General features: G+C 59.8%; 22 protein-coding genes. 11 read left to right on the top strand and 11 right to left on the bottom strand.

What is annotated here, in order from left to right; genetic code table 11:
* Positions 1-12: 12 nt before the first annotated feature.
* The 5 genes from yidA to dnaA form a co-directional block, all read right to left on the bottom strand.
* On the bottom strand, positions 13-828 hold the full coding sequence (gene yidA, locus ACJ8PI_RS18670; RefSeq protein WP_033649554.1) for a sugar-phosphatase: 816 nt from the start codon (positions 826-828) through the stop codon (positions 13-15).
* 125 nt (positions 829-953) lie between these two features.
* Positions 954-3,368 carry a DNA topoisomerase (ATP-hydrolyzing) subunit B gene (gene gyrB / locus ACJ8PI_RS18665; protein WP_033636532.1) on the bottom strand — a complete coding sequence of 805 codons (2,415 nt, stop codon included), beginning with the start codon at positions 3,366-3,368 and terminating at the stop codon, positions 954-956.
* Positions 3,369-3,386: 18 nt separating this feature from the next.
* Positions 3,387-4,472, bottom strand: coding sequence for a DNA replication/repair protein RecF (gene recF / locus ACJ8PI_RS18660; protein ID WP_033653950.1), 1,086 nt, complete (start codon positions 4,470-4,472; stop codon positions 3,387-3,389).
* 45 nt (positions 4,473-4,517) lie between these two features.
* A complete protein-coding gene (dnaN, locus tag ACJ8PI_RS18655; RefSeq protein ID WP_004933892.1) occupies positions 4,518-5,618 on the bottom strand; it encodes a DNA polymerase III subunit beta in 1,101 nt (366 codons plus the stop codon).
* Between the two features lie 4 nt (positions 5,619-5,622).
* A complete protein-coding gene (dnaA, locus tag ACJ8PI_RS18650) occupies positions 5,623-7,017 on the bottom strand; it encodes a chromosomal replication initiator protein DnaA (RefSeq protein ID WP_049235245.1) in 1,395 nt (464 codons plus the stop codon).
* Positions 7,018-7,699: 682 nt separating this feature from the next.
* Between dnaA and rpmH the strand changes: the two genes are divergently transcribed.
* The 9 genes from rpmH to ACJ8PI_RS18605 all read left to right on the top strand — a co-directional run bounded on the left by rpmH (position 7,700) and on the right by ACJ8PI_RS18605 (position 15,645).
* The gene (rpmH, locus tag ACJ8PI_RS18645; RefSeq protein ID WP_000831330.1) at positions 7,700-7,840 is read left to right on the top strand and encodes a 50S ribosomal protein L34; all 141 of its coding nucleotides are present in this window, start codon (positions 7,700-7,702) and stop codon (positions 7,838-7,840) included.
* A gap of 17 nt (positions 7,841-7,857) precedes the next feature.
* Positions 7,858-8,217 (top strand): ribonuclease P protein component, encoded by a 360-nt coding sequence (gene rnpA, locus ACJ8PI_RS18640; RefSeq protein ID WP_004933883.1) that lies wholly within the window; start codon positions 7,858-7,860, stop codon positions 8,215-8,217.
* Positions 8,181-8,438 carry a membrane protein insertion efficiency factor YidD gene (yidD, locus tag ACJ8PI_RS18635; protein ID WP_004933881.1) on the top strand — a complete coding sequence of 86 codons (258 nt, stop codon included), beginning with the start codon at positions 8,181-8,183 and terminating at the stop codon, positions 8,436-8,438. The genes rnpA and yidD overlap by 37 nt, the downstream gene beginning before the upstream one ends.
* A gap of 2 nt (positions 8,439-8,440) precedes the next feature.
* A complete protein-coding gene (yidC, locus tag ACJ8PI_RS18630; protein WP_164134546.1) occupies positions 8,441-10,078 on the top strand; it encodes a membrane protein insertase YidC in 1,638 nt (545 codons plus the stop codon).
* Positions 10,079-10,174: 96 nt separating this feature from the next.
* Positions 10,175-11,539, top strand: a complete 1,365-nt coding sequence (gene mnmE, locus ACJ8PI_RS18625) for a tRNA uridine-5-carboxymethylaminomethyl(34) synthesis GTPase MnmE (RefSeq protein ID WP_164134545.1) — start codon at positions 10,175-10,177, stop codon at positions 11,537-11,539.
* A 107-nt stretch (positions 11,540-11,646) separates the two neighbouring features.
* Positions 11,647-12,960 carry a lysine N(6)-hydroxylase/L-ornithine N(5)-oxygenase family protein gene (locus ACJ8PI_RS18620; protein WP_164134544.1) on the top strand — a complete coding sequence of 438 codons (1,314 nt, stop codon included), beginning with the start codon at positions 11,647-11,649 and terminating at the stop codon, positions 12,958-12,960.
* A 95-nt stretch (positions 12,961-13,055) separates the two neighbouring features.
* Entirely contained in the window at positions 13,056-13,781 is a 726-nt protein-coding gene (locus tag ACJ8PI_RS18615) for a 4'-phosphopantetheinyl transferase family protein (RefSeq protein ID WP_039568288.1), read from the top strand.
* Positions 13,782-13,948: 167 nt separating this feature from the next.
* Entirely contained in the window at positions 13,949-14,515 is a 567-nt protein-coding gene (locus ACJ8PI_RS18610; protein WP_025304752.1) for an NADPH-dependent FMN reductase, read from the top strand.
* A gap of 77 nt (positions 14,516-14,592) precedes the next feature.
* The gene (locus ACJ8PI_RS18605; RefSeq protein ID WP_033649559.1) at positions 14,593-15,645 is read left to right on the top strand and encodes a hypothetical protein; all 1,053 of its coding nucleotides are present in this window, start codon (positions 14,593-14,595) and stop codon (positions 15,643-15,645) included.
* Positions 15,646-15,680: 35 nt separating this feature from the next.
* Here ACJ8PI_RS18605 and ACJ8PI_RS18600 read toward each other — a convergent pair whose 3' ends face one another.
* Positions 15,681-17,018, bottom strand: a complete 1,338-nt coding sequence (locus ACJ8PI_RS18600; RefSeq protein ID WP_063989176.1) for an NCS2 family permease — start codon at positions 17,016-17,018, stop codon at positions 15,681-15,683.
* A 234-nt stretch (positions 17,019-17,252) separates the two neighbouring features.
* Between ACJ8PI_RS18600 and ACJ8PI_RS18595 the strand changes: the two genes are divergently transcribed.
* Positions 17,253-17,657: an NUDIX hydrolase gene (locus ACJ8PI_RS18595; RefSeq protein WP_033636523.1), complete on the top strand. Its 405-nt coding sequence runs from the start codon at positions 17,253-17,255 to the stop codon at positions 17,655-17,657.
* Between the two features lie 46 nt (positions 17,658-17,703).
* Entirely contained in the window at positions 17,704-18,372 is a 669-nt protein-coding gene (yieH, locus tag ACJ8PI_RS18590) for a 6-phosphogluconate phosphatase (protein ID WP_041037333.1), read from the top strand.
* Here yieH and ACJ8PI_RS18585 read toward each other — a convergent pair.
* From ACJ8PI_RS18585 to pstB, 5 genes are all read right to left on the bottom strand, one after another.
* Positions 18,369-19,109, bottom strand: a complete 741-nt coding sequence (locus tag ACJ8PI_RS18585) for an amino acid ABC transporter permease (RefSeq protein ID WP_004933841.1) — start codon at positions 19,107-19,109, stop codon at positions 18,369-18,371. The two genes, yieH and ACJ8PI_RS18585, sit on opposite strands and share 4 nt — an antisense overlap.
* A gap of 1 nt (position 19,110) precedes the next feature.
* On the bottom strand, positions 19,111-19,824 hold the full coding sequence (locus tag ACJ8PI_RS18580; RefSeq protein ID WP_025304748.1) for an amino acid ABC transporter permease: 714 nt from the start codon (positions 19,822-19,824) through the stop codon (positions 19,111-19,113).
* 81 nt (positions 19,825-19,905) lie between these two features.
* On the bottom strand, positions 19,906-20,745 hold the full coding sequence (locus ACJ8PI_RS18575) for an ABC transporter substrate-binding protein (protein ID WP_019455482.1): 840 nt from the start codon (positions 20,743-20,745) through the stop codon (positions 19,906-19,908).
* A 168-nt stretch (positions 20,746-20,913) separates the two neighbouring features.
* The gene (gene phoU / locus ACJ8PI_RS18570) at positions 20,914-21,648 is read right to left on the bottom strand and encodes a phosphate signaling complex protein PhoU (protein ID WP_033636521.1); all 735 of its coding nucleotides are present in this window, start codon (positions 21,646-21,648) and stop codon (positions 20,914-20,916) included.
* An 11-nt stretch (positions 21,649-21,659) separates the two neighbouring features.
* Entirely contained in the window at positions 21,660-22,430 is a 771-nt protein-coding gene (pstB, locus tag ACJ8PI_RS18565) for a phosphate ABC transporter ATP-binding protein PstB (RefSeq protein WP_016929614.1), read from the bottom strand.
* Positions 22,431-22,474: the final 44 nt, after the last annotated feature.

Here is a 22,474-nt window from a genome sequence, read left to right as displayed (position 1 = left end):
CGCCCCACTTGATCAGGCGTTGAGCACGAACTTCTCGATGGCGCGCGCCACGCCGTCTTCGGTATTGGCGCCGGTGACAAACTGCGCCACCGCTTTCAGCTCGGGAATGGCGTTGCCCATCGCCACGCCGACGCCGGCATACTCGATCATCGCCGTATCGTTGGCCTGATCCCCCAGCGTCATGATGTTTTCCCGCGCCACGCCGAGGTGCTCGGCCAGCATTCTCACCCCGGCGCCCTTATCGACGTTCTTATGCAGGATTTCGAGGTAGTAAGGCGCGCTTTTCAGAATGGTGTAACGCTCGCGCGTTTCCGCCGGGATGCGCGCAATCGCGTTGTCCAGCAGCGCCGGCTCGTCGATCATCATCACTTTCGGGAAACGCATCTGGCGATCCATCTCCTCCACGCTGCGGTATTTCAACGGAATACCGGTCATTTCCGCCTCGTGTATGGTGTATTTGCCGATGTCTTTGTTCGGGGTATACAGGGTGTCGAAGTCAAACGCCTGGTAGTGAACGCCGAGCTCGCGCGCCATCTGCTCGAAGTGCAGATAGTCCTCAAAACCCAGGGTTTCCTGCAGAATACAGGCGCCGTCGGCCGCGCGCAGCACCAGCGCGCCGTTGTAGGTTATGCAAAAATCGCCGGGGCCCTGAATGTCCAACTGGCGCAGATAGTCCTGCACGCCGACATAAGGCCGCCCGGTGGCCAGCACCACGTGCACCCCTTTGCGCCGCGCCGCCGCGATAGCCTGCTTTACCGCCGGCGTGATTTGGTGCTGCGGATCCAGCAACGTGCCGTCCATGTCGATCGCAATCAGTTCAATAGCCATTCAACGCTTCTCCCAGTGGTTTTTTCCCATGCTAACGCGTTTCAGCCTTGGCTGTCAGCGCCAAAAAAGGCGCAAAAAAAATCCGCGCGGGTCGCCCGGCGCGGATTTTCACAGCCATTAACGCATCAGATATCGATGTTCGCCGCTTTCAGGGCGTTTTCTTCGATAAAGGCGCGGCGCGGCTCAACCGCATCGCCCATCAGCGTGGTGAACAGCTGATCGGCAGCGATGGCGTCCTTGACGGTCACGCGCAGCATGCGGCGGCTTTCCGGATCCATGGTGGTTTCCCACAGCTGCTCCGGGTTCATCTCGCCCAGGCCTTTATAGCGCTGCACCGACAGGCCGCGGCGCGACTCTTTCACCAGCCACTCCAGCGCCTGCTCGAAGCTGTCTACCGGCTGACGACGTTCGCCGCGTTCGATGAACGCGCCGTCTTCGATCAGCCCGCGCAGCTGTTCGCCCAGCTGGCAGATCTTGCGGTATTCGCCGCCGTGGATGAAGTCGAAGTCCAGCTTATAGTCGGTATCCACGCCGTGGGTGCGGATGCGCAGCGCCGGTTCGAACATCTGGCGTTCGCGGTTCTCGAAGATCACGAAGTCATAGCTGCTGCCGTGCTGCTCTTTGTCGTTCAGCGCCTGCACCAGCGAAGCGATCCAGGTTTTCACCTTGGCTTCATCGCTGAGATCGCCTTCGTTCAGCGTCGGCTGATAGATCAGGTTGTTCAGCAGCGCGCGCGGATAGCGGCGCTCCATGCGGCCGATCAGCTTCTGCACGGCATAGTGTTCTGCCACCAGTTTTTCCAGCTGCTCGCCGCCGAGCGCCGGTGCGCTGGCATTGGTATGCAGCGTAGCGCCGTCCATCGCGATGGCGATCTGGTACTGATCCATCGCCTCGTCATCTTTGATGTACTGCTCCTGCTTGCCTTTCTTCACCTTGTACAGCGGCGGCTGTGCGATAAACACGTGGCCACGCTCGATGATTTCCGGCATCTGGCGGTAGAAGAAGGTCAACAGCAGCGTACGGATGTGCGAACCGTCGACGTCGGCATCGGTCATGATGATGATGCTGTGGTAACGCAGCTTGTCCGGGCTGTACTCGTCGCGGCCGATGCCGCAACCCAGCGCGGTGATCAGCGTCGCGACTTCCTGCGAGGAGAGCATTTTGTCGAAACGCGCTTTCTCGACGTTGAGGATTTTCCCCTTCAGCGGCAAGATAGCCTGGTTCTTGCGGTTGCGCCCCTGCTTGGCAGAGCCGCCCGCGGAGTCCCCTTCCACCAGGTACAGTTCGGACAGCGCCGGATCGCGTTCCTGGCAGTCCGCCAGCTTGCCCGGCAGGCCGGCCAGATCCAGCGCGCCTTTGCGGCGGGTCATCTCACGCGCTTTACGCGCCGCTTCGCGCGCGCGCGCCGCGTCGATGATTTTGCCGACCACGATTTTCGCGTCGCCTGGATTTTCCATCAGGTAATCCACCAGCTTCTCGTTCATCAGCGTTTCAACCGCGGTTTTCACCTCGGAGGAGACCAGCTTGTCCTTGGTCTGAGAAGAGAACTTGGGATCCGGCACCTTCACCGACACCACGGCGATCAGACCTTCACGCGCATCATCGCCGGTGGCGCTGACCTTAGCCTTCTTGCTGTAGCCTTCCTTTTCCATGTAGCTGTTCAGCGTACGGGTCATCGCGGTACGGAAACCGACCAAGTGCGTGCCGCCGTCGCGCTGCGGAATGTTGTTGGTGAAGCAGTAGATGTTTTCCTGGAAACCGTCGTTCCACTGCAGCGCCACTTCCACGCCGATATCGTCTTTCACGGTCGAGAAGTAGAACACGTTCGGGTGGATCGGGGTTTTGTTCTTGTTCAGATACTCGACAAACGCCTTGATGCCGCCTTCGTAATGGAAGTGGTCTTCACGGTCGGTGCGCTTGTCCTTCAGGCGGATAGACACGCCGGAGTTGAGGAAGGACAGCTCGCGCAGACGCTTGGCCAGAATGTCGTACTCGAAATCGGTCACATTGGTGAAGGTCTGGTGGCTCGGCCAGAAGCGCACCATGGTGCCCGTCTGTTCGGTTTCGCCCACCACGGTCAGCGGCGCCTGCGGCTCGCCGTGGCTGTAAGTCTGTTCGTGCACTTTGCCTTCGCGGCGGATCACCAGCTCCAGTTTCTCCGACAGGGCGTTAACCACCGAGACGCCCACGCCGTGCAGGCCGCCGGAAACCTTATAGGAGTTGTCGTCGAATTTACCGCCGGCGTGCAGCACGGTCATGATGACCTCTGCGGCTGAAACCCCTTCTTCCGGGTGAATGCCGGTCGGAATGCCGCGGCCGTCATCCTGTACCGATACCGAGTTGTCGGCATGGATGGTGACCTGAATGTCACTACAGTGGCCCGCGAGCGCTTCGTCGATAGCGTTGTCCACAACCTCGAATACCATGTGGTGCAGACCGGTGCCGTCATCGGTATCGCCGATATACATGCCCGGGCGCTTGCGCACCGCATCCAGCCCTTTTAATACCTTGATACTTGAGGAGTCATAAGAATTCGACATCAACGTTTCTCGCTCATTTTAGTCCTGTGGTTGAACCTCTATTTTACCCTGTTCCACGCGGAACATCTTGCCCTTTTCACCGGCCATGTCGGTCACTTGTTCAGCGCTCACCGCGCTGACAAAAACCTGGGCCTGGGTGGCTTTCAGGCGATCGGCCAGCAACCGGCGACGGCCGGTGTCCAGCTCGGAGGCAAAATCATCAATCAGATACAGGCAACGCCGCCCGCTCTGCCGGGTGAGAAACTCACCCTGCGCCAAGCGCAACGCGCACATCAGCAGTTTAAGCTGACCGCGCGATAACAAATCCTCTACCGGCGTGCCGTCGGCACGAATGCGGAAGTCCGCTTTATGCGGCCCCACCGCGGTATAGGTCAACGCCCTGTCGCGCTCGAACTGGCGCTCCAGCAGCTCGCCGTAGTCGCTCTCTTTGTCCCAGCCGCGCTGGAAGGAGAAGGTCAGGGCGAATTCAGGCAGAAACTGCGCGCAGGTCGCGGTGATATCCGCGGCGATCGCGTCGCTGTATTCCGCCCGCCATTCGCTGATGCGCTCCGCGAGCGGGATCAGTTCCTGATCCCAGGCGCGGATCTGCGCATAGCGACTCACCTGGCGCAGCGCGGCATTGCGCTGCTTCAGTAACCGTTTCAGGTTGCTCCAGGCGGTGAAAAAACCGGGTTCGTTATGAAAACAGCCCCAGTCCAGGAAGGCGCGCCGGAATTTCGGCCCGCCGTTCAGCAGGGTAAAACCTTCGGGGGTGATCAGCTGCATGGGCAGCAGCTGCGCCAGCTCGGCCACCTTGTGGCCATCGCTGCCATCGATGCGTACTTTGCTGTCACCCTGACGGCTCTTGCTCAATCCTACCGACAGCTCGCGCTCCGCGCCTTCGATGCGGCCGTGCAGCACGAACTCCGGCTGGTCGTGGCGAATGACCCGACCGGCCTGCAGGCTGCGAAAGGCGCGGCCGTGGCCGAGCGTATACACCGCTTCCAGCACGCTGGTCTTGCCGCTGCCGTTGGCGCCGACCAGGAAGTTGAATCCCGGCGCCAGCGCCAAATCCGCCGCCTCGATATTGCGGAAGTCTTTAATCAATAAACGCGTCAGAGCCATGCAATCTCTTTACCGATGACGGTGCTGTAATTCAAGGTAACGAGACTACAACCGCATTGGCATGACAACGTAGGCCGCCGCCTGGCTGGCGCCGTCTTCGATCTGCACGCTGGAGACCGAATCGGTCAACAGCAGGCGCACGTCTTCACACTTGAGCGCGTTCAACACGTCCAGCACGTAGCTGACGTTGAAGCCGATCTCCATCTCCGCGCCGTCGTAGCTGACGTCGAGGATCTCTTCCGCCTCTTCCTGCTCCGGGTTGTTGGCGGTGATCTTCAGCTGGTTCTGGCTGACGTACAGCCGCACGCCGCGGAATTTCTCGTTCGAGAGAATCGCCGCGCGGGCAAACGCCTGCTTGAGCAGATCGCAGCCGGCTTCCAGCGTTTTATCCGGGTTCTTCGGCAAGACGCGGCGATAGTCCGGGAAACGGCCGTCAACCAGCTTGGAGGTGAAGATGAAATCGCCGACGTGGGCGCGAATGTTGTTGCTGCCGATCTGCAGCTGCAGCAGCGAATCGCCGCCGTCCAGCAGGCGCACCAGCTCCATCACCCCTTTACGCGGCACGATCACCGAATGCGACGGCAGCTGTTGGCCGATCGGCATCGAGCACACCGCCAGGCGGTGGCCGTCGGTCGCGACGGTGCGCAGCTCTTCGCCTTCGGTTTCAAACAGCATGCCGTTCAGGTAGTAACGCACGTCCTGGTGGGCCATCGAGAACTGGGTGGCTTCGATCAGGCGCTTCAGCGTCGCCTGCGGCAAGGTGAACTCCACCTCGCTCTGCCAGTCGTCCAGGTTCGGGAAGTCCGCCGCCGGCAGCGTGGACAGCGAGAAGCGGCTGCGGCCGGACCGCACCAGCATGCGCTCGCTTTCCAGCGTGACGGCGATCTCCGCCCCTTCCGGCAGGCCGCGGCAGATATCAAAGAATTTGCGCGCGGGCACGGTGGTCGCGCCCGGCTCGTGCGGCTGGGACAGGGCGACGCGCGCCACCATCTCCATCTCCAGATCGGTGCCGGTCAGCAGCAGGGAGCCTTCCGTCACCTGCAGCAGCAGGTTGCCCAGGATCGGCAAGGTCGGGCGGCCGCCCAGCGGGCTGCTCACCTGTTGCAGCGGTTTTAGCAGATGCTCACGTTCAACGATAAATTTCATAGCGCTATGAAGATAATGTTCTGATTAAATTGGAGAAATCTTCTTTGATGTCGTGACTTTCCTCACGCAGCTGCTCGATCTTCCGGCAGGCGTGCAACACCGTGGTATGGTCGCGGCCACCAAACGCATCGCCGATTTCCGGCAGGCTGTGGTTGGTGAGTTCCTTCGCCAACGCCATCGCCATCTGGCGCGGGCGGGCAACGGATCGCGAACGCCGCTTGGACAGCAAATCCGCGACTTTAATCTTGTAATACTCCGCCACCGTCTTTTGGATATTGTCGATGGTGACCAGCTTTTCCTGCAGCGCCAGCAGATCGCGCAGCGCTTCGCGCACGAAATCGATGGTGATGGCCCGGCCGGTAAAGTTGGCGTTGGCGATCACGCGGTTCAGCGCCCCTTCGAGCTCACGCACGTTGGAACGCAGGCGCTTGGCGATGAAGAACGCCACTTCGCCCGGCAGGCGGATGTCGTTTTCGTCGGCCTTTTTCATCAGGATCGCCACGCGGGTTTCCAGCTCCGGCGGCTCGATCGCCACCGTCAGCCCCCAGCCGAAGCGCGACTTCAGACGATCTTCCACCCCGTTGATCTCTTTAGGGTAGCGATCCGAGGTCAGGATGATCTGCTGATTGCCTTCCAACAGAGCGTTAAAGGTATGGAAGAACTCTTCCTGCGAACGCTCCTTGTTGGCGAAGAATTGGATGTCATCGATCAGCAAGGCGTCGACCGAACGGTAGTAACGCTTAAACTCTTCGATGGCGTTGTTCTGCAACGCTTTGACCATGTCCTGCACGAAGCGTTCCGAGTGCATGTAGACCACTTTGGCGTTGGCCTTGCGCGCCATGATGCCGTTGCCGACCGCGTGCAGCAGGTGGGTTTTACCCAGGCCGGTGCCGCCATACAGGAACAGCGGGTTATAGGCGCCGCCCGGGTTGTCCGCCACCTGGCGAGCCGCCGCGCGCGCCAATTGGTTGGACTTACCCTCGACGAAGTTGTCAAAGGTGTGCTTGGGGTTGACGTTGGAGCGGTAAGAGAGCTCGGGTTGCGCCGCCGCGTTGTCCCAGCTCGGGCGCAAAGGCGCGGCCGTGCGCGCCGCGGGGGCCGCAGGGGCGCTGCTGACGCTGGCGGTCACGGTCTGGCTGATCACCTGCGCGATCGGCTTGCTGCCGACTTCAAAACGCAGCAAAGGCGCGTCCGTGCCGCAGAAATCATTCAGCAGACCATTGATGTTGTTTAAGTACTTATCGCGAACCCAATCCAGCACAAAGCGGTTAGGCGCATACAGCGCCAGGGTGTTGTCACTCAGTTCCGCCTGCAATGGGCGTATCCACATACTAAATTCTGTGGCAGGTAACTCATCCTGCAATCGGGCAAGACACTGCTGCCAAAGCGAAAGTGACACGGCGGACTCCACTCGAACAAGATCAATAAAGAAAAGAAACGGGCAACTTTTTTATAACTCATGATTTTTGACACATACCCGGCATCGGCGATTTGCCTGTGGGGGATGCGAACCGCCTTTCACGGTTTGTGTCCCTCACGATCCCGGCATGAGGGATCGCGATCGGAATGACGGATCATAGCGCAATCCGCGCAAGAGATCCTCCCCTTCCTCACAGATTAGATCCATTTTATCCACAGGCCGCGGCCGGCGGCGATCTTTTCACCGTCGGCGCCGGATGACCGCGCAGATCCCGGCCGCTGCGCCGCATTTTTTACATTGTCAACCGGTTATACCCTGTTATCCACGCCGGATCCTGCGATCGCGCGCAAAGGATCTCTCGGGGATCCTTGCGATTTCACCCCGAGTCCGTATAATCTTCGCCCTACGTGTGATACCTGGTTCCTTATGGTGCGTCATTAGCCAGACAGGATTCTGCGGTGACCACGGGCCAAGACCGGATTTTGTTCCGTTATTGGCAGACAACCAGGTAGGCTGGCGCGATGCGAATTGACTCAGGACTGTACAATTATTACAATCCCGCTTCTTTATGTATTGCGATTGAGGCGTCGGTCATCTTCACGCCGAGTAGCCAAACGCGTTTACTGATCAGTAATTATTTTAAGTTTAGGTAGAAATCGCTATGAAACGCACTTTCCAACCGTCCGTATTGAAGCGCAACCGTAGCCACGGTTTCCGTGCTCGTATGGCCACCAAAAATGGTCGTCAAGTTCTGGCCCGCCGTCGTGCGAAAGGCCGTGCTCGTCTGACTGTTTCTAAGTAATAAAGCTAACCCGCTGAGTGGTTAAGCTCGCTTTTCCCAGGGAGTTACGTTTGTTAACTCCCACTCATTTCACTTTCGTCTTCCAGCAGCCACAACGGGCTGGCACGCCGCAAATTACCATCCTCGGCCGCCTGAACCAGCTGGGGCATCCCCGCATCGGTCTTACCGTCGCCAAAAAACACGTCAAACGCGCGCACGAGCGTAATCGGATCAAACGCCTAACCCGCGAAAGCTTCCGCCTGCGCCAGCACGAATTACCGGCGATGGATTTTGTCGTGGTAGCCAAAAAGGGGATAGCGGATTTGGATAACCGCGCGCTGACGGAAGCTTTGGATAAATTATGGCGTCGCCACTGTCGCCAGGCTCCCGCATCCTGATCGGGCTGGTGCGGGCCTATCAGCTCGTCATCAGTCCGCTGCTAGGGCCTCGTTGTCGCTTCCAGCCGACATGCTCTCATTACGCAATTGAGGCATTAAGCAGGTTTGGCATGATAAAAGGCAGTTGGTTAGCATTGAAACGCGTATTAAAATGCCACCCTTTGAACCCAGGTGGCGATGATCCGGTGCCGCCAAAAACCGACGATAACAGAGAACACTAACGATGGATTCGCAACGCAATCTTCTCCTCATCGCTCTGCTGTTCGTGTCTTTCATGATCTGGCAGGCATGGCAAACGGACAACGCTCCGCAGCCGGCCGCACAGACCACGCAACAGACTTCGAACGCAGTAGCCGGTGATGCCGCCAGCCAGGCCGTGCCAGCCAGTGGTCAGGGTAAGCTGATTACCGTGAACACCGACGTGCTGTCACTGACCATCAACACCCGTGGTGGCGATATCGAGCAGGCTAAACTGTTGGCCTACCCGGATACTCTGGGTTCATCGACTCCGTTCCAACTGCTGGAAACCACTCCGTCGTTCGTCTATCAGGCGCAAAGCGGCCTGACCGGTAAAAACGGCCCGGACAACCCGGCCAACGGCGAACGCCCGCTGTATCAGGCGGCGCAAGACAGCTACACCCTGCCGGAAGGCCAGGACGAGCTGCGCATCCCGCTGACCTACACCGATAAAGACGGTGCAGTCTACACCAAGACGTTCGTGCTCAAACGCAACCACTATGCGGTCGGCGTGGATTACAGCATCGACAACAAAGGCGCGACGCCGCTGGAGCTGACCCTGTTCGGCCAGCTGAAGCAGACCACCGAATTGCCTAAACACCGCGACACCGGCAGCAGCAACTTCGCGCTGCACACCTTCCGCGGCGCGGCGTACTCGTCCAGCGAGGACAAGTACCAAAAATACGCGTTCGACAAAGATGAAAACCTGAACGTCACCACCAAAGACGGTTGGGTCGCCATGCTGCAACAGTACTTCGCCACCGCGTGGGTACCGGCGACCAAAGGTGACAACACCTTCTATACCGCCAAACCGGGCGACAACCTGTCCACCATCGGCTTCAAATCTACGCCGGTCGTGGTGCAGCCGGGCGCTCAGCAGCAGCTGAACGCGACCCTGTGGGTCGGCCCGGAGCTGCAGGACCAGATGGCCCAGCTGGCGCCGCACCTGGATCTGACCGTGGATTACGGCTGGCTGTGGTTCATCTCCCAGCCGCTGTTCAAACTGCTGAAGTTCATCCACGGCTTTATCGGTAACTGGGGCTTCTCCATCATCATCATCACCTTCATCGTGCGCGGCATCATGTACCCGCTGACCAAGGCGCAGTACACCTCGATGGCGAAAATGCGCATGCTGCAGCCGAAGCTGCAGGCGATGCGCGAGCGCATCGGCGATGACAAGCAGCGCATGAGCCAAGAGATGATGGCGCTGTACAAGGCGGAGAAAGTGAACCCGCTCGGCGGCTGCCTGCCGCTGATCATTCAGATGCCGATCTTCCTGGCGCTGTACTATATGCTGATGGGTTCGGTCGAGCTGCGCCACGCGCCGTTCGCCCTGTGGATCCATGACCTGTCGGCGCAAGACCCGTACTACATCCTGCCAATCCTGATGGGCGTGACGATGTTCTTCATTCAGAAGATGTCGCCGACCACCGTGACTGACCCGATGCAGCAGAAAATCATGACCTTCATGCCGGTGATCTTCACAGTGTTCTTCCTGTGGTTCCCGTCCGGTCTGGTGCTGTACTACATCGTCAGTAACCTGGTGACCATCCTGCAGCAGCAGCTGATTTACCGCGGTCTGGAAAAACGCGGTCTGCACAGCCGCGACAAGAAAAAAAGCTAAGCGTATTGTAGGGGTTCGGCGCGCCGACCCTTGCAGTCACCCCAAAGGCGGTCATTAGACCGCCTTTTTGCATCTTAATCGTCAGAGAGAACCGTTATGAGCACCACCGATACCATCGTAGCCCAAGCCACCCCGCCGGGACGCGGCGGCGTCGGCATTCTGCGCATTTCCGGAAGCAAGGCCAAAGACGTCGCCCAGGCGTTGCTCGGCAAGCTGCCGAAGCCGCGCTACGCTGACTATCTGCCGTTCCGCGACGCCGCCGGCGCCACCCTCGATCAGGGCATCGCGCTGTGGTTCCCGGGGCCGAACTCCTTTACCGGCGAAGACGTGCTGGAACTGCAGGGCCACGGCGGGCCGGTGATCCTCGATCTGTTGCTCAAGCGCGTGCTGGCGCTGCCCGACGTGCGTATCGCCCGGCCCGGCGAGTTCTCCGAACGCGCGTTTCTCAACGACAAGCTCGATTTGGCGCAGGCCGAAGCGATCGCCGATCTGATCGACGCCAGCTCCGAGCAGGCGGCGCGCTCGGCGATGAACTCGCTGCAGGGGGCATTTTCCACCCGCATCCACCAGCTCGTGGAAGCGCTCACTCACCTGCGAATCTACGTGGAAGCGGCGATCGACTTCCCGGACGAGGAAATCGACTTCCTGTCCGACGGTAAAATCGAAGCACAACTCAACGACGTGATGGCGGATCTGGATAGCGTGCGCGGCGAAGCGCGCCAGGGCAGCCTGCTGCGCGAAGGGATGAAGGTAGTGATCGCCGGGCGCCCCAACGCCGGTAAATCCAGCCTGCTCAATGCGTTGGCCGGGCGCGAGGCGGCGATCGTCACCGATATCGCCGGTACCACCCGCGACGTCCTGCGCGAACATATCCATATCGACGGCATGCCGCTGCACATCATCGACACCGCCGGCCTGCGCGACGCCAGCGACGAAGTGGAGCGCATCGGCATCGAACGTGCATGGAACGAGATCGAACAGGCCGACAGAGTGCTGTTTATGGTCGACGGCACCACCACCGCCGCCACCGAGCCGGCGGAGCTCTGGCCGGAGTTTATGGCGCGCCTGCCGGGCACGCTGCCGATCACCGTGGTGCGCAACAAGGCCGACATCACCGGTGAAACGCTGGGTCTGACGGAAGTGAACAACCACTCACTTATTCGCCTGTCGGCCCGCACCGGCGAAGGCGTCGATGTGCTGCGCGATCATCTGAAACAGAGCATGGGCTTCACCAGCAACATGGAAGGCGGCTTCCTGGCGCGCCGTCGCCACCTGCAGGCACTGGAGCTGGCGGCACAGCACCTGGTGCAAGGCAAAGAACAGTTAGTGAGCGCTTACGCGGGCGAGCTGCTGGCCGAGGAACTGCGCCAGGCGCAGCTGGCCTTGAGCGAAATCACCGGCGAATTCACCTCAGACGATCTGCTGGGCCGCATCTTCTCCAGCTTCTGCATCGGCAAATAATCGCCTGCGGGCGCCATATCCTCTTCGGCGCCCGCATTTTACGTCTCCGGCGCCAAAACTCACCTAAGCTTATCTCATCAATTTTTCCGCGTGAGAGATAAGCTTAAATGAACGAACCTTTAGACTTGATTGGGGTGGGATTGGGGCCTTTCAATCTCAGTCTGGCCGCTCTGGCCGCCGAAAGCGGCGCCGTCAACTATACCTTTCTCGATCGTAACGCGAGCTTCCGCTGGCACCCCGGCATGCTGCTGCCTTCCGCTTATATGCAGACATATGTGCTGCAGGATTTGGTTACCGCCGTCAGCCCACGCAGCCAATTTTCATTTATTAATTACTTGGTAGAACAGAAAAAAATTTATCGGTTTTTAATCACCGAGCAGCAAATTATCAGCCGAGAAGAATTTTCCGACTATCTACGCTGGGCCTGCGAAAGATTAGACGGGCTACAGTTTTCACAGTCCGTAGAGCGCATTGATTTTGACGATGAAAAGAGTTTGTTCAAGGTAACCACCCATAATCAGACGCTGTGGGCGAGAAATATCTGTCTGGGCACCGGCCATAACCCTTGGTTACCGAAAGCGTTTTACCCGGCGCTGGGCGAAAACTGCATGCATGCCGCCGAAATAGCCCTGCGCAATCCGGACTTCAGCGGCAAGCGAGTTATGGTGGTGGGCGGCGGCCAAAGCGGCGCCGATGTGTTTTTGAACGCATTGCAGGGGCACTGGGGCGAACCGGCGCAGCTGGACTGGCTCTCGCGCCGTCCCAATTTTCAGCCGCTGGATGAGTCCCCCTTCACCAACGAATATTTCACTCCCGAATACGTCGACTATTTCTATACACTGCCGTCAGAAATCCGCGAGCGTGAAATCAAAACACAGAAATTGCCGGCAGACGGCATCAGCAATCATACGCTGCGAACCCTGTACCGTGAGCTATATATGCGTTTTGACGTGATGCGCCAGACGCGCAATGTGCGTTTACTGCCTCATCGCACCCTACTGGCCATCGAATCAATGGGTGAAGCTTTTCATCTGCGCACGCTTCACGGCCTGGAAAATCGCCAGGAAAGTTTCAAGGCCGATATCGTCATTCTGGCCACCGGCTATCGCGCTTCGCTGCCCGCTTACCTGAAACCCTTGCTGCCGCGCATTCCTCTCGATGCGGAACAGCATCTGCCGCTACTGCCGAATTTTAATCTGGACTGGCTCGGGCCGGAGCAAAATCGAATTTATGCGGTTAATGCCGGAATACACAGCCACGGCAGCGCAGAAGGCGGACTGAGCCTGATGGCCTGGCGTTCAGCCCGCATCCTCAATCACTTGCTGGGTAAGCCGTGCTTTGATTTGGCACCGAACGCATCAATGATCCAATGGTGGAGCGATGCCGCGCCGGGCGATATCTCTACCACCGCTGATAAATAGGATAATCCGCATAGCGTTTTTTGATGATAAATCCTCAACTTAGTCTTAATCTAACACCCCTGCGTTCTTAGCGACCCTCTGTAATGGAGCGAACAATGGCGTGTCATTTTGCCCGATGGACCCCGGCCTCCGCTGTCCTGGATACCCAGAGACTCGCCGACGAAGTGATAGCCGCCACCCGCACCTTTTCCGTTAAACGCCGCACGCGCTTCCTGCAAGGGCGCATTCTGCTCGCCGAAATGATGTTCTACCTGTACGGCCTGCCGACGCTGCCCCCCATCGCCACCACACCGACCGGCCGCCCCTGTTTCGCCGATCATCAGCTGCCCGATTTCAGCCTCGCTTACGCCAGCAACACCGTGGGCGTGCTGCTCAGCGACGAGGGAAAAGTCGGGTTGGATATCGAAGTGATGCGGGCGCGCGGCACCCGGCAAAGCGCGCTGCAACACGCGCATCAGACGCCGGCGGAAAGTGCCTGGATCGGCGCGCAGGACGATCGGCTGGAGGCGGAGACTCAGCTGTGGAGCATTCGGCAAAGCGTGCTGAAAATTTCCGGCCTCGGCAACAGCGGCCAGTCTACGCTGCGTCTGCATCCCTTCTCCGGCCACCTGCGCTCCAGCGCCACGCCGGACGTTCAGGTGATGAGCGACGCCGACGAATACCTGAGCTGGGCCTGCGCCGGCAGCCCCGGCCTGGATCGCCTGCTGTGCTGGCGCTACGAAGAGCGCGGCGGCCTGCAGAAAGACGGGGAAATCTCGCCGCGCAGCCCGGCGGCATCCTCACGCTTCGTTAAACTGACGGGCCTGAAGACGCCCGGTTAACGCAGCGCAAAGCGGATAACGCTGTCTTTACCGCAACCGCACGAGTTGCTGGATTAAATTGTAAAGACAGCTAAATGTTGAGCAATCGCCTATTCTCGACCAGCGCTTTAGCCTACTATTCGCCCATGTTGTACGCTGAATCTGCTCATTCGAAAGGGAGAATCACCATGTCAGACCAAGCCTTAAAAATCGTCACTCTGCTCGGCAGCCTGCGCAAAGGCTCCTACAACGCCATGGTGGCTCGCGCCCTGCCAGGCCTGGCTCCACAGGGCGTCACCATTGAAGCGCTGCCCTCCATCCGCGATATCCCGCTGTACGACGCCGACATGCAACAGGGTGAAGGCTTCCCTGCCGCGGTCGAGGCGATCGCCGAACAGATCCGCCAGGCCGACGGCGTGATCATCGTCACCCCTGAATATAACTATTCCGTGCCCGGCGGGTTGAAGAACGCCATCGACTGGCTGTCTCGCTTGCCGAATCAGCCGCTGGCCGGCAAGCCGGTCGCCATTCAGACCAGCTCGATGGGGCCGATCGGCGGCGCGCGCTGCCAATACCACCTGCGCCAGATCCTGGTGTTCCTCGATGCGATGGTAATGAACAAGCCTGAGTTTATGGGCGGCGTGATCCAGAGCAAGGTCGACGAACAGGCCGGTGAACTGAGCGATCAGGGAACGCTGGATTTTCTGACCGGCCAGCTGTCCGCGTTCAGCGATTTTATTCGCCGCGTGGAGTGAAGGTCTCGCGGCGCCCCTTAGGCGCCGCAACAGGACATGAAGTCCATCAATTCATTGAAAATTAAAGCCATAGCATCATGTATTTTTTCATTTTAGCGTTATTTTTTGTTTCCATCACCAGTCCCGCTTTCGCGGCAGAGATGCGTTATCCCGCCGGTGAAGAGCCGCTGGAGCTGCCGGCACACAGCGCGCTCAACGCCCAGCTGTCGCGATCCGCGCAAAACCAGGAAGATAAAAAGCTGGGCGCCATGTCGCTGTACCTGACGCTGATGCGCGAAGACGGCCGCAACGTCTGGGCGCCCTACCAGCTGGCGGTGTCATCGGCGGAGAAAGGGCAAACCGAGCTGGCGGAGCGCTACCTGCAGCTGAGCGCCGACCGCGGCCTGTGGTACTACTACAACCTGCTGGAGGACGACGCCTTCAACAGCATCCAGCACTCCGCCACCTACCAATCGATCCTGGCCGCCACCAAAGCGCGCTATCTGCAGCACGCCCGCCACTATGAAGGCAAGGCCAGCTACGCGATGCCGGACGGCGAAGCGCCGCCCGAAGGCTGGCCAACGGTGATCTTCCTGCATACCTACGGCAAAGCCGCCGCCATCAGCCCCGAAGAACGGCTGCTGTTCGGCGAAATGGGCGTGGCCTACATCGAGCTCAACGGCACGCAGATGCTGTCGGAAAACAGTTTCCGCTGGTCGAATTACAGCGACGAGAGCACCCAAACCGCCATTCAGCGTACGCTGCAACAGCTGGCTCCGCAGCTAAAGCTGAATCCCCGGCGGATTTACCTCAGCGCCCGCGGCCAGGGCGCGCTGCACGCCGCCAACCTGATCGCGAAGTACCCGCAGTTTTACGCCGGCGCGCTCCTGATCGCCCCCAACGGCGAGATCAAGCCGGCCCAGCAGTCGCTGGCGGCGCAAAAGAAAATCGTGATGGCGTATTACGATCGGCAGAATTTCAGCGAGCAGGCGTTGGCGTTGCACTTCGCCAATCTGTTCGGAGAGGATAACCAGGTAGAGACGCTGCACTTCGCCCAGGGAGAGGATGCCGCCGGCAGTTGGCAGGCGCGCTTCAAGCGGCCGTTGCAGTGGGTGTTGGGTAAGGCGCCGGATGCGACGCCGGGCGCCTAGGGGTTCAGGGCCGACAGGCGTCGGCCCTTTGGCGGTCAATGGCCGTCGACGAAGACGATCTTCAGCACGAACAGCAGCGCCACCACCACCACGCACGGGCTGATTTCACGCCAGCGGCCGGTGCCGAGCTTCATCACGCAGTAGGAGATAAAGCCGAGCGCGATGCCTTCGGTGATCGAGAAGCTGAACGGCATCATCACCGCGGTGACAAACGCCGGTACCGCTTCGGTCAGATCGTCCCACTTCACCCGCGCCAGGCTGGAGGTCATCAGCACGCCGACGTAGATCAGCGCGCCGGCGGCGGCGTAAGCCGGCACCATGCCCGCCAGCGGCGACAGGAAGATCACCAGCAGGAACAGCAGGCCGGTGACCACCGCCGTCAAACCGGTGCGGCCGCCGACGGCGACGCCGGACGAACTTTCGATGTAAGCGGTCACGGAAGAGGTGCCCGCCAGCGAACCGGCCACCGAGCTGATGCTGTCGACGTACAGCGCCTGCTTCATGCGCGGGAACTTGCCCTGGCTGTCGGTCAGGCCGGCTTTATCGGTGACGCCGATCAAGGTACCCGAAGAGTCAAACAGGTTCACCAGCATAAACGAGAAGATGATCCCGGCCAGCCCGATGTTCAGCGCGCCGGCCACGTCGACCTGGCCCACCACCGAGGTGATGCTCGGCGGCAGGGAGAACAGGCCGCCGTATTTCACGTCGCCCAGCATCCAGCCGATCAGGGTGGTGACCACGATCGACACCAGCACCGCCGCGTGGAAGTTACGTGAAGAGAGCACGGCGATGATGAAAAAGCCGAGCGCGCCCAGCAGCACGTTGTGCGAGGTCAGGCTGCCGATGGTCACCAGCGTGTCCGGGTTGGCCACCACGATGCCGGCGTTTTTCAGCCCCATCATGCCGATGAACAGGCCGATGCCGCTGGTGATGCCGACCCGCAGGCTGACCGGAATGTTGGCGATCATCCAGTAGCGGATGCGGAAAATGGTCAGCAGCAGCAGGCCGACCGCTCCCCAGAAGATGGCGCCCATGCCCACCTGCCAGGAGATGCCCATCGCCCCGACCACCACGAAGGCGAAGAAGGCGTTCAGGCCCATCGCCGGCGCCAACGCCACCGGCAGGTTCGCCAGCAGGCCCATAAAGATGCTGCCGAAAGCGGCGATCAAACAGGTGGTGACAAATACCGCCTGGGTATCCATGCCCGCCGCGCCCAAAATTTGCGGGTTAACGAACACGATATACACCATGGTAAGGAAGGTGGTGATACCGGCAATCGTTTCCGTACGCGCCGTCGTGCCATGTTGCTTGAGTTTAAACACGCGCCCAAGCAAGCCTTGCTCAGCGTCAAGGCCAGATACTGGTTTGGTCATTATCAGAATTCCGAAAATGGGAATGGACAGTCGCCGGCTATCCTATAACAAAAAGTGGGGCTTTTGACGCCGGTCACAGGTTTTTTTCGCCATCTTTACGGCTAAACGCGTCAACGGCTTGTATTTACAGGCTTTCATCCCGCGTTTCCGTCCGCTGCGTTGCCGTTTGCCGACACGGCCGATAAAATGACCTATCGCATCTCTTACCCTACCCGCGAAAAAACAGGAATCCGCATGTCTTCAACCTTTATCGATAAGCTCGCGTTGATCGCGCTGAAAGATGACAAAGTGGCGCTGGTGCGTTCACACAATAAGACGCTGTTTTATATGCCGGGCGGAAAGCGCGAAGCGGGCGAAACCGACGAACAGGCGCTGTGCCGCGAAATCGACGAAGAGCTGACCGTCGCGCTGCAGCCCAACTCCATCGCGTTTTACGGCGAGTTCGCCGGCCCGGCGGACGGCAAGCAGGACGGCACCCAGGTGCGCATTCGCTGCTATCAGGCCGACGTTACCGGGCAGCTGCAGCCGGCCGCCGAAATCGCCGAGCTGAGGTGGTGCGACAGCCGCGATTTACCGCACTGCTCACACGTCGCCGCGCTGATTTTGCACGATCTCAAGGCGCGTAACCTGATCAAGTGATCGCTGAGCGGCCTCAGCGCCGTTAACCCGAAGGAACCTGTCCCGCATGAATCAGATTGACTGCATTTTGTTCGACTGCGACGGCACGCTGGTGGACAGCGAAGTGCTGTGCAGCAAAGCCTATGTGCACATGTTCGCCCGCTACGGCATTCATCTGTCGCTGGAAGAGGTGTTCAAGAAATACAAAGGGGTGAAGCTGTACGAGATCATCGATCGGGTCAACGCCGAGCAGGGCACTGACCTGGCAAAAGAGGCGCTGGAGCCGCTGTATCGGCAGGAAGTGGCGCGCCTGTTCGACAGCGAACTGCAACAGATTGCCGGCGCCCGCGAGCTGCTGGCGCAGGTGACGGTGCCTGTCTGCACCGTCTCCAACGGACCGGTCAGCAAGATGCAGCACTCGCTCGGCCTGACCGGCATGCTGCCTTATTTTGATGACCGGTTGTTCAGCGGCTATGACATTCAGCGCTGGAAGCCGGATCCGGCGATCGTGTTCCACGCCGCCGAACAGATGCAGGTGCCGGTAACGCGCTGCATCCTGGTGGACGACTCGCCCGCCGGCGCCCAGGCCGGCATCAATGCCGGCATTCCGGTCTTTTACTTCTGCGCCGATCCGCATAACCCGCCGATCGACCACCCGCTGGTGACGACGTTTAACGACCTGGCCCAGCTGCCCGCGCTGTGGCGCGAACGCGGCTGGCGGCTGACGGCCGATTAACTGGCCGGCAACGGCGGCTTGTTGCGCCACCAGCGCCACGACCGCTTCAGCGCGCGGGTTTGCGCGCCGAAGCGGCGGTTGACCGCGTTGGCCAGCAGATCGAGCGCCAGGCAGAACACGAAATAGACCAGCGCCACGAACAGGAACACTTCCATCGGATAGACCATGCTGCGGTTGTTGACCTGGGTCGCCAGGAAGGTCAGTTCGCCAACGCCGACGATATAAGCCAGCGAGGTGTCTTTGATCAGGGATATCCACTGGTTGATGAACGACGGCACCATCATGCGCAGCGCCTGCGGCAGCACGATCATGCGCAGCGTCTGCCAGCGGGTCAGCCCCAGGGAAAGTCCGGCCTGCCACTGGCCGGGGCCGATCGCGGCGATGCCGGCCTTCACCGCATGGGCCAGATAGGCCGAAGCGATCAGCGCCAGCGCGCACACCACGGTGGTGATTTCCGGGATCTCTACGCCAAACACCATCGGCAGCAGGAAATAGGTCCAGAAGATCAGCATGATGACCGGTATGGCGCGGAAAAAGCCCAGCACCGCCGCCAGCAGTCCGGCAGCGACGCCGCGCGACATCGCCAGCGCCACGCCGAGCAAGGTGCCGAGCACCGCCGAGGCGACGCCGGCCATCAGGCTGATCGCCAACGTCAGCGCCGCGCCGCCTAATGGACCATCCGGCCAGGTGCCCCACAGCAGGTAGCCCAGGTTATCGTGAATTACGCTGAAATCCATCTCAATGCCCTCCCAGCGGTTTACGCTGTTGGCGCCACATGCCCCAGCCTTCCAGCAGCGCGATGATGGCGATATACAGCACCGTCGCCACGCCGAACGCCTGGAAGGTGCGCAGGGTTTCGGTTTCGACCTGACGCGAGGCGTAAGAGAGTTCGGCCACGCCGATCGCCATGGTCAGCGACGAGTTTTTGATCACGTTCATGTATTGCCCCAGCAGCGGCGGCAGCGCGATTTTCAACGCCTGCGGCAGCACCACGTAGCGCATCGCCTGCCAGCCGGTCAGCCCCAGCGCCTGAGCGGCATATTTCTGCCCGCCGGCGACGCCGCGAATGCCGGAACGGATCTCTTCGGCGATAAAGGCGGTGGAGTAGAGCGTCAGGCCGAAGAAACCGGCGAGAAACTCGAACGACGGCCATTCCAGCGGGCCGACCTGATGTGAGCTGTTCAGCCACTGCATCGCGGCGGACGGCAGGATCTGCCCGGCGGCGAAGTACCAGAAGAACAGCTGCACCAGCAGCGGCGTATTGCGAAACAGCGAGCTGTAGCCCATCGCCAGCCAACGCAACGGCCGCAGGCTGCTGTCGCGCATCGCCGCCAGCACGAAGCCCAGCAGCGTGGCCGCCAGGCCCGCGCAGGCGGAAAGCCACAGCGTCAGCAGAAAACCGTGCCACAGCCAGCTCAGGTATTGCGGCGCCAGCAGCCAGTCCAGGTTCATGTTCAATCCTTGTCTTGCAGAATGCATCAGGGGCGCAGCAAGCTGCGCCCCTCCGTGCCGATCTCACCGCGAGCGGTTAAATCAGGCTTTCGGTTGCTGATCCAAAGGCGCGATTTTGAAATCGCCGCGCGGTTGGGCGGATTGGGTTTCCGGCCCGAACCAGCGATCGTAAATCTTAACCGCTTCGCCGTCTTTTTCCAGCTTGATCAGCGTCTCGTTCACCGCGGCGGTCAGGCGATCTTCGCCCTTGGGAATGCCGACGCCCTGGTACTCTTTGGTCAGGCTGAACGGTGAAATTTCAAACTCCGCCTTCTGCGCCGCCGGCAGGTTGCCAAGCAGGCCGACCAGCTTGGCGTCGTCCTGGGTGATCGCCTGCACGTTGCCGTTGCGCAGCGCCACGAACGCCAGCGGGGTGTCATCGTAGGAGATCACTTTCGCCGTCGGGAAACGCTCGCGCAGGGTGATTTCCTGCACCGTGCCCTTGTCCGCGCCGATGCGCAGCTTTTTGATGTCTTCCGGGGTTTTCAGCACGCCTTTGCGGGCGATGAATTTCTGGCCGGTGGCGAAATACGGCACGCTGAAGTTCACTTCCTTGGCGCGCTCGTCGGTAATGGTGAAGTTGGCGGCAATCAGGTCAACCTTCTTCGACACCAGCAGCGGAATGCGGTTGGCCGGGTTGGTGGCGCGCAGCTCCACTTTTACCCCCAGCGCTTTGCCGATCGCATCGGCGACGTCCACATCGTAGCCCACCAGCTTCTTGCTCTGCGGATCGATGTAGCCGAACGGCGGGTTGCTGTCGAACACCGCGATACGCACCACGCCGGCTTGCTTGATATCGTCAAGTTTGTCCGCGTGCGCGGCGCCGGCGGCGAGGCCGGTCAGACTGGCTAACAACGTTAAGGCCAAAGCGCGATGTTTCATAAAGAGCTCCTAAGTGGTTGATGTCCTGCTGGCGGATAAGCTAGCAAGCGCCACATAGGTCAGGAAATAATATAAAAAGCTATATTTATAACCTTTTTATCTTTAAGAACTTAAGATGGAATAAAGGCGCGGGAAACCGCGCCTTTGAAGGATATTACCCGGAAAGGGTCAGTCGGCTTTGTCGTCTTTACCGCCCGGAGAGAGCAGCTTTTCCAGGGCGTCGCCGCCCAAATGACGGAAATCCTGTCCTTTGACGAAATAGAAGATAAATTCGCAGATGTTCTGGCAGCGGTCGCCAATACGCTCGATAGAACGGGCGCAGAACAGCGCGGTCAGCACGCTCGGAATGGTGCGTGAGTCTTCCATCATATAGGTCATCAGCTGACGCACGATGCCTTCGTATTCCTGGTCGACCTTTTTATCTTCGCGGTAAATACGGATCGCCTCGTCCAGATCCATGCGCGCGAAGGCGTCCAGCACGTCATGCAGCATTTGCACGGTGTGGCGCCCCAGCGATTCCAGGCTGACCAGCAGCGGCTGGTGCTGGTGCGAGAACTTCTCCAGCGCGGTGCGGCAGATTTTGTCCGCCACGTCGCCGATGCGTTCCAGCTCGGAAATGGTTTTGATGATCGCCATCACCAGGCGCAGATCGCTGGCGGTCGGCTGGCGCTTGGCGATGATGCGCACGCAGGCTTCGTCGATCGCCACTTCCATCATGTTGACCTTGGCGTCGCCTTCGATCACGCGCTTGGCCAGCTCGCCATCCTGATTGTGCATCGCGGTGATGGCATCGGTCAGCTGCTGCTCCACCAGCCCGCCCATGGTCAGCACCTGGGTGCGGATATGCTCAAGCTCTGCGTTGAACTGGCCGGAAATGTGTTTGTTTAAATTCAGGTTATCCATGATGCTTCCTATCAACCATAACGGCCAGTGATGTAGTCTTCAGTCTGCTTTTTCTGCGGCGCAGTGAACAGGTTATCAGTATCACTGAACTCGATCAGCTCGCCCAGATACATAAATGCGGTGGAGTCGGAGCAGCGCGCCGCCTGCTGCATATTGTGGGTTACGATCACCACGGTGTAATCGGCCTTCAGCTCGCTGATCAGCTCTTCAATCTTGCCGGTGGAGATCGGATCCAGCGCCGAGCAAGGCTCATCCAGCAACAGCACTTCCGGGCGAATGGCGATGCCGCGGGCGATGCACAGGCGCTGCTGCTGGCCGCCGGAAAGGCTGTAGCCGCTCTGGTGCAGCTTGTCCTTGGTTTCGTTCCACAGCGCCGCCTTGGTCAGCGCCCACTGCACGCGCTCGTCCATATCGGCGCGCGACAGCTTTTCAAACAGGCGAACGCCGAAGGCGATATTGTCGTAAATCGACATCGGGAACGGCGTCGGCTTCTGGAACACCATACCGACCTTGGCGCGCAGCAGCGCGATATCCGAGTTGTCGGTAAGGATATTCTGGCCGTCCAGCAGGATGCCGCCTTCCGCGCGCTGTTCCGGGTACAGCTGGTACATCTTGTTGAAGGTGCGCAGCAGGGTGGATTTGCCGCAGCCGGACGGGCCGATAAACGCGGTGACCTTGTTCTTGGCGATATCCAGCGTGATGTTCTTCAGCGCATGGAATTTGCCGTAGTAGAAGTTCAGATCGCGTACCTGAATTTTGCTGCTGGAAGCGTCAGTAACCATACTCATCAAGACTTCTCTCTTTTCATCAGCGCCGCCAAAGCGGC

The sequence above is a fragment of the Serratia sp. CY82433 genome (assembly GCF_052166535.1).
Lineage (GTDB): Bacteria > Pseudomonadota > Gammaproteobacteria > Enterobacterales > Enterobacteriaceae > Serratia > Serratia sarumanii.
Note: the sequence above shows the minus strand (reverse complement) of the source record. Positions and strands in the feature narration are given on the sequence as shown.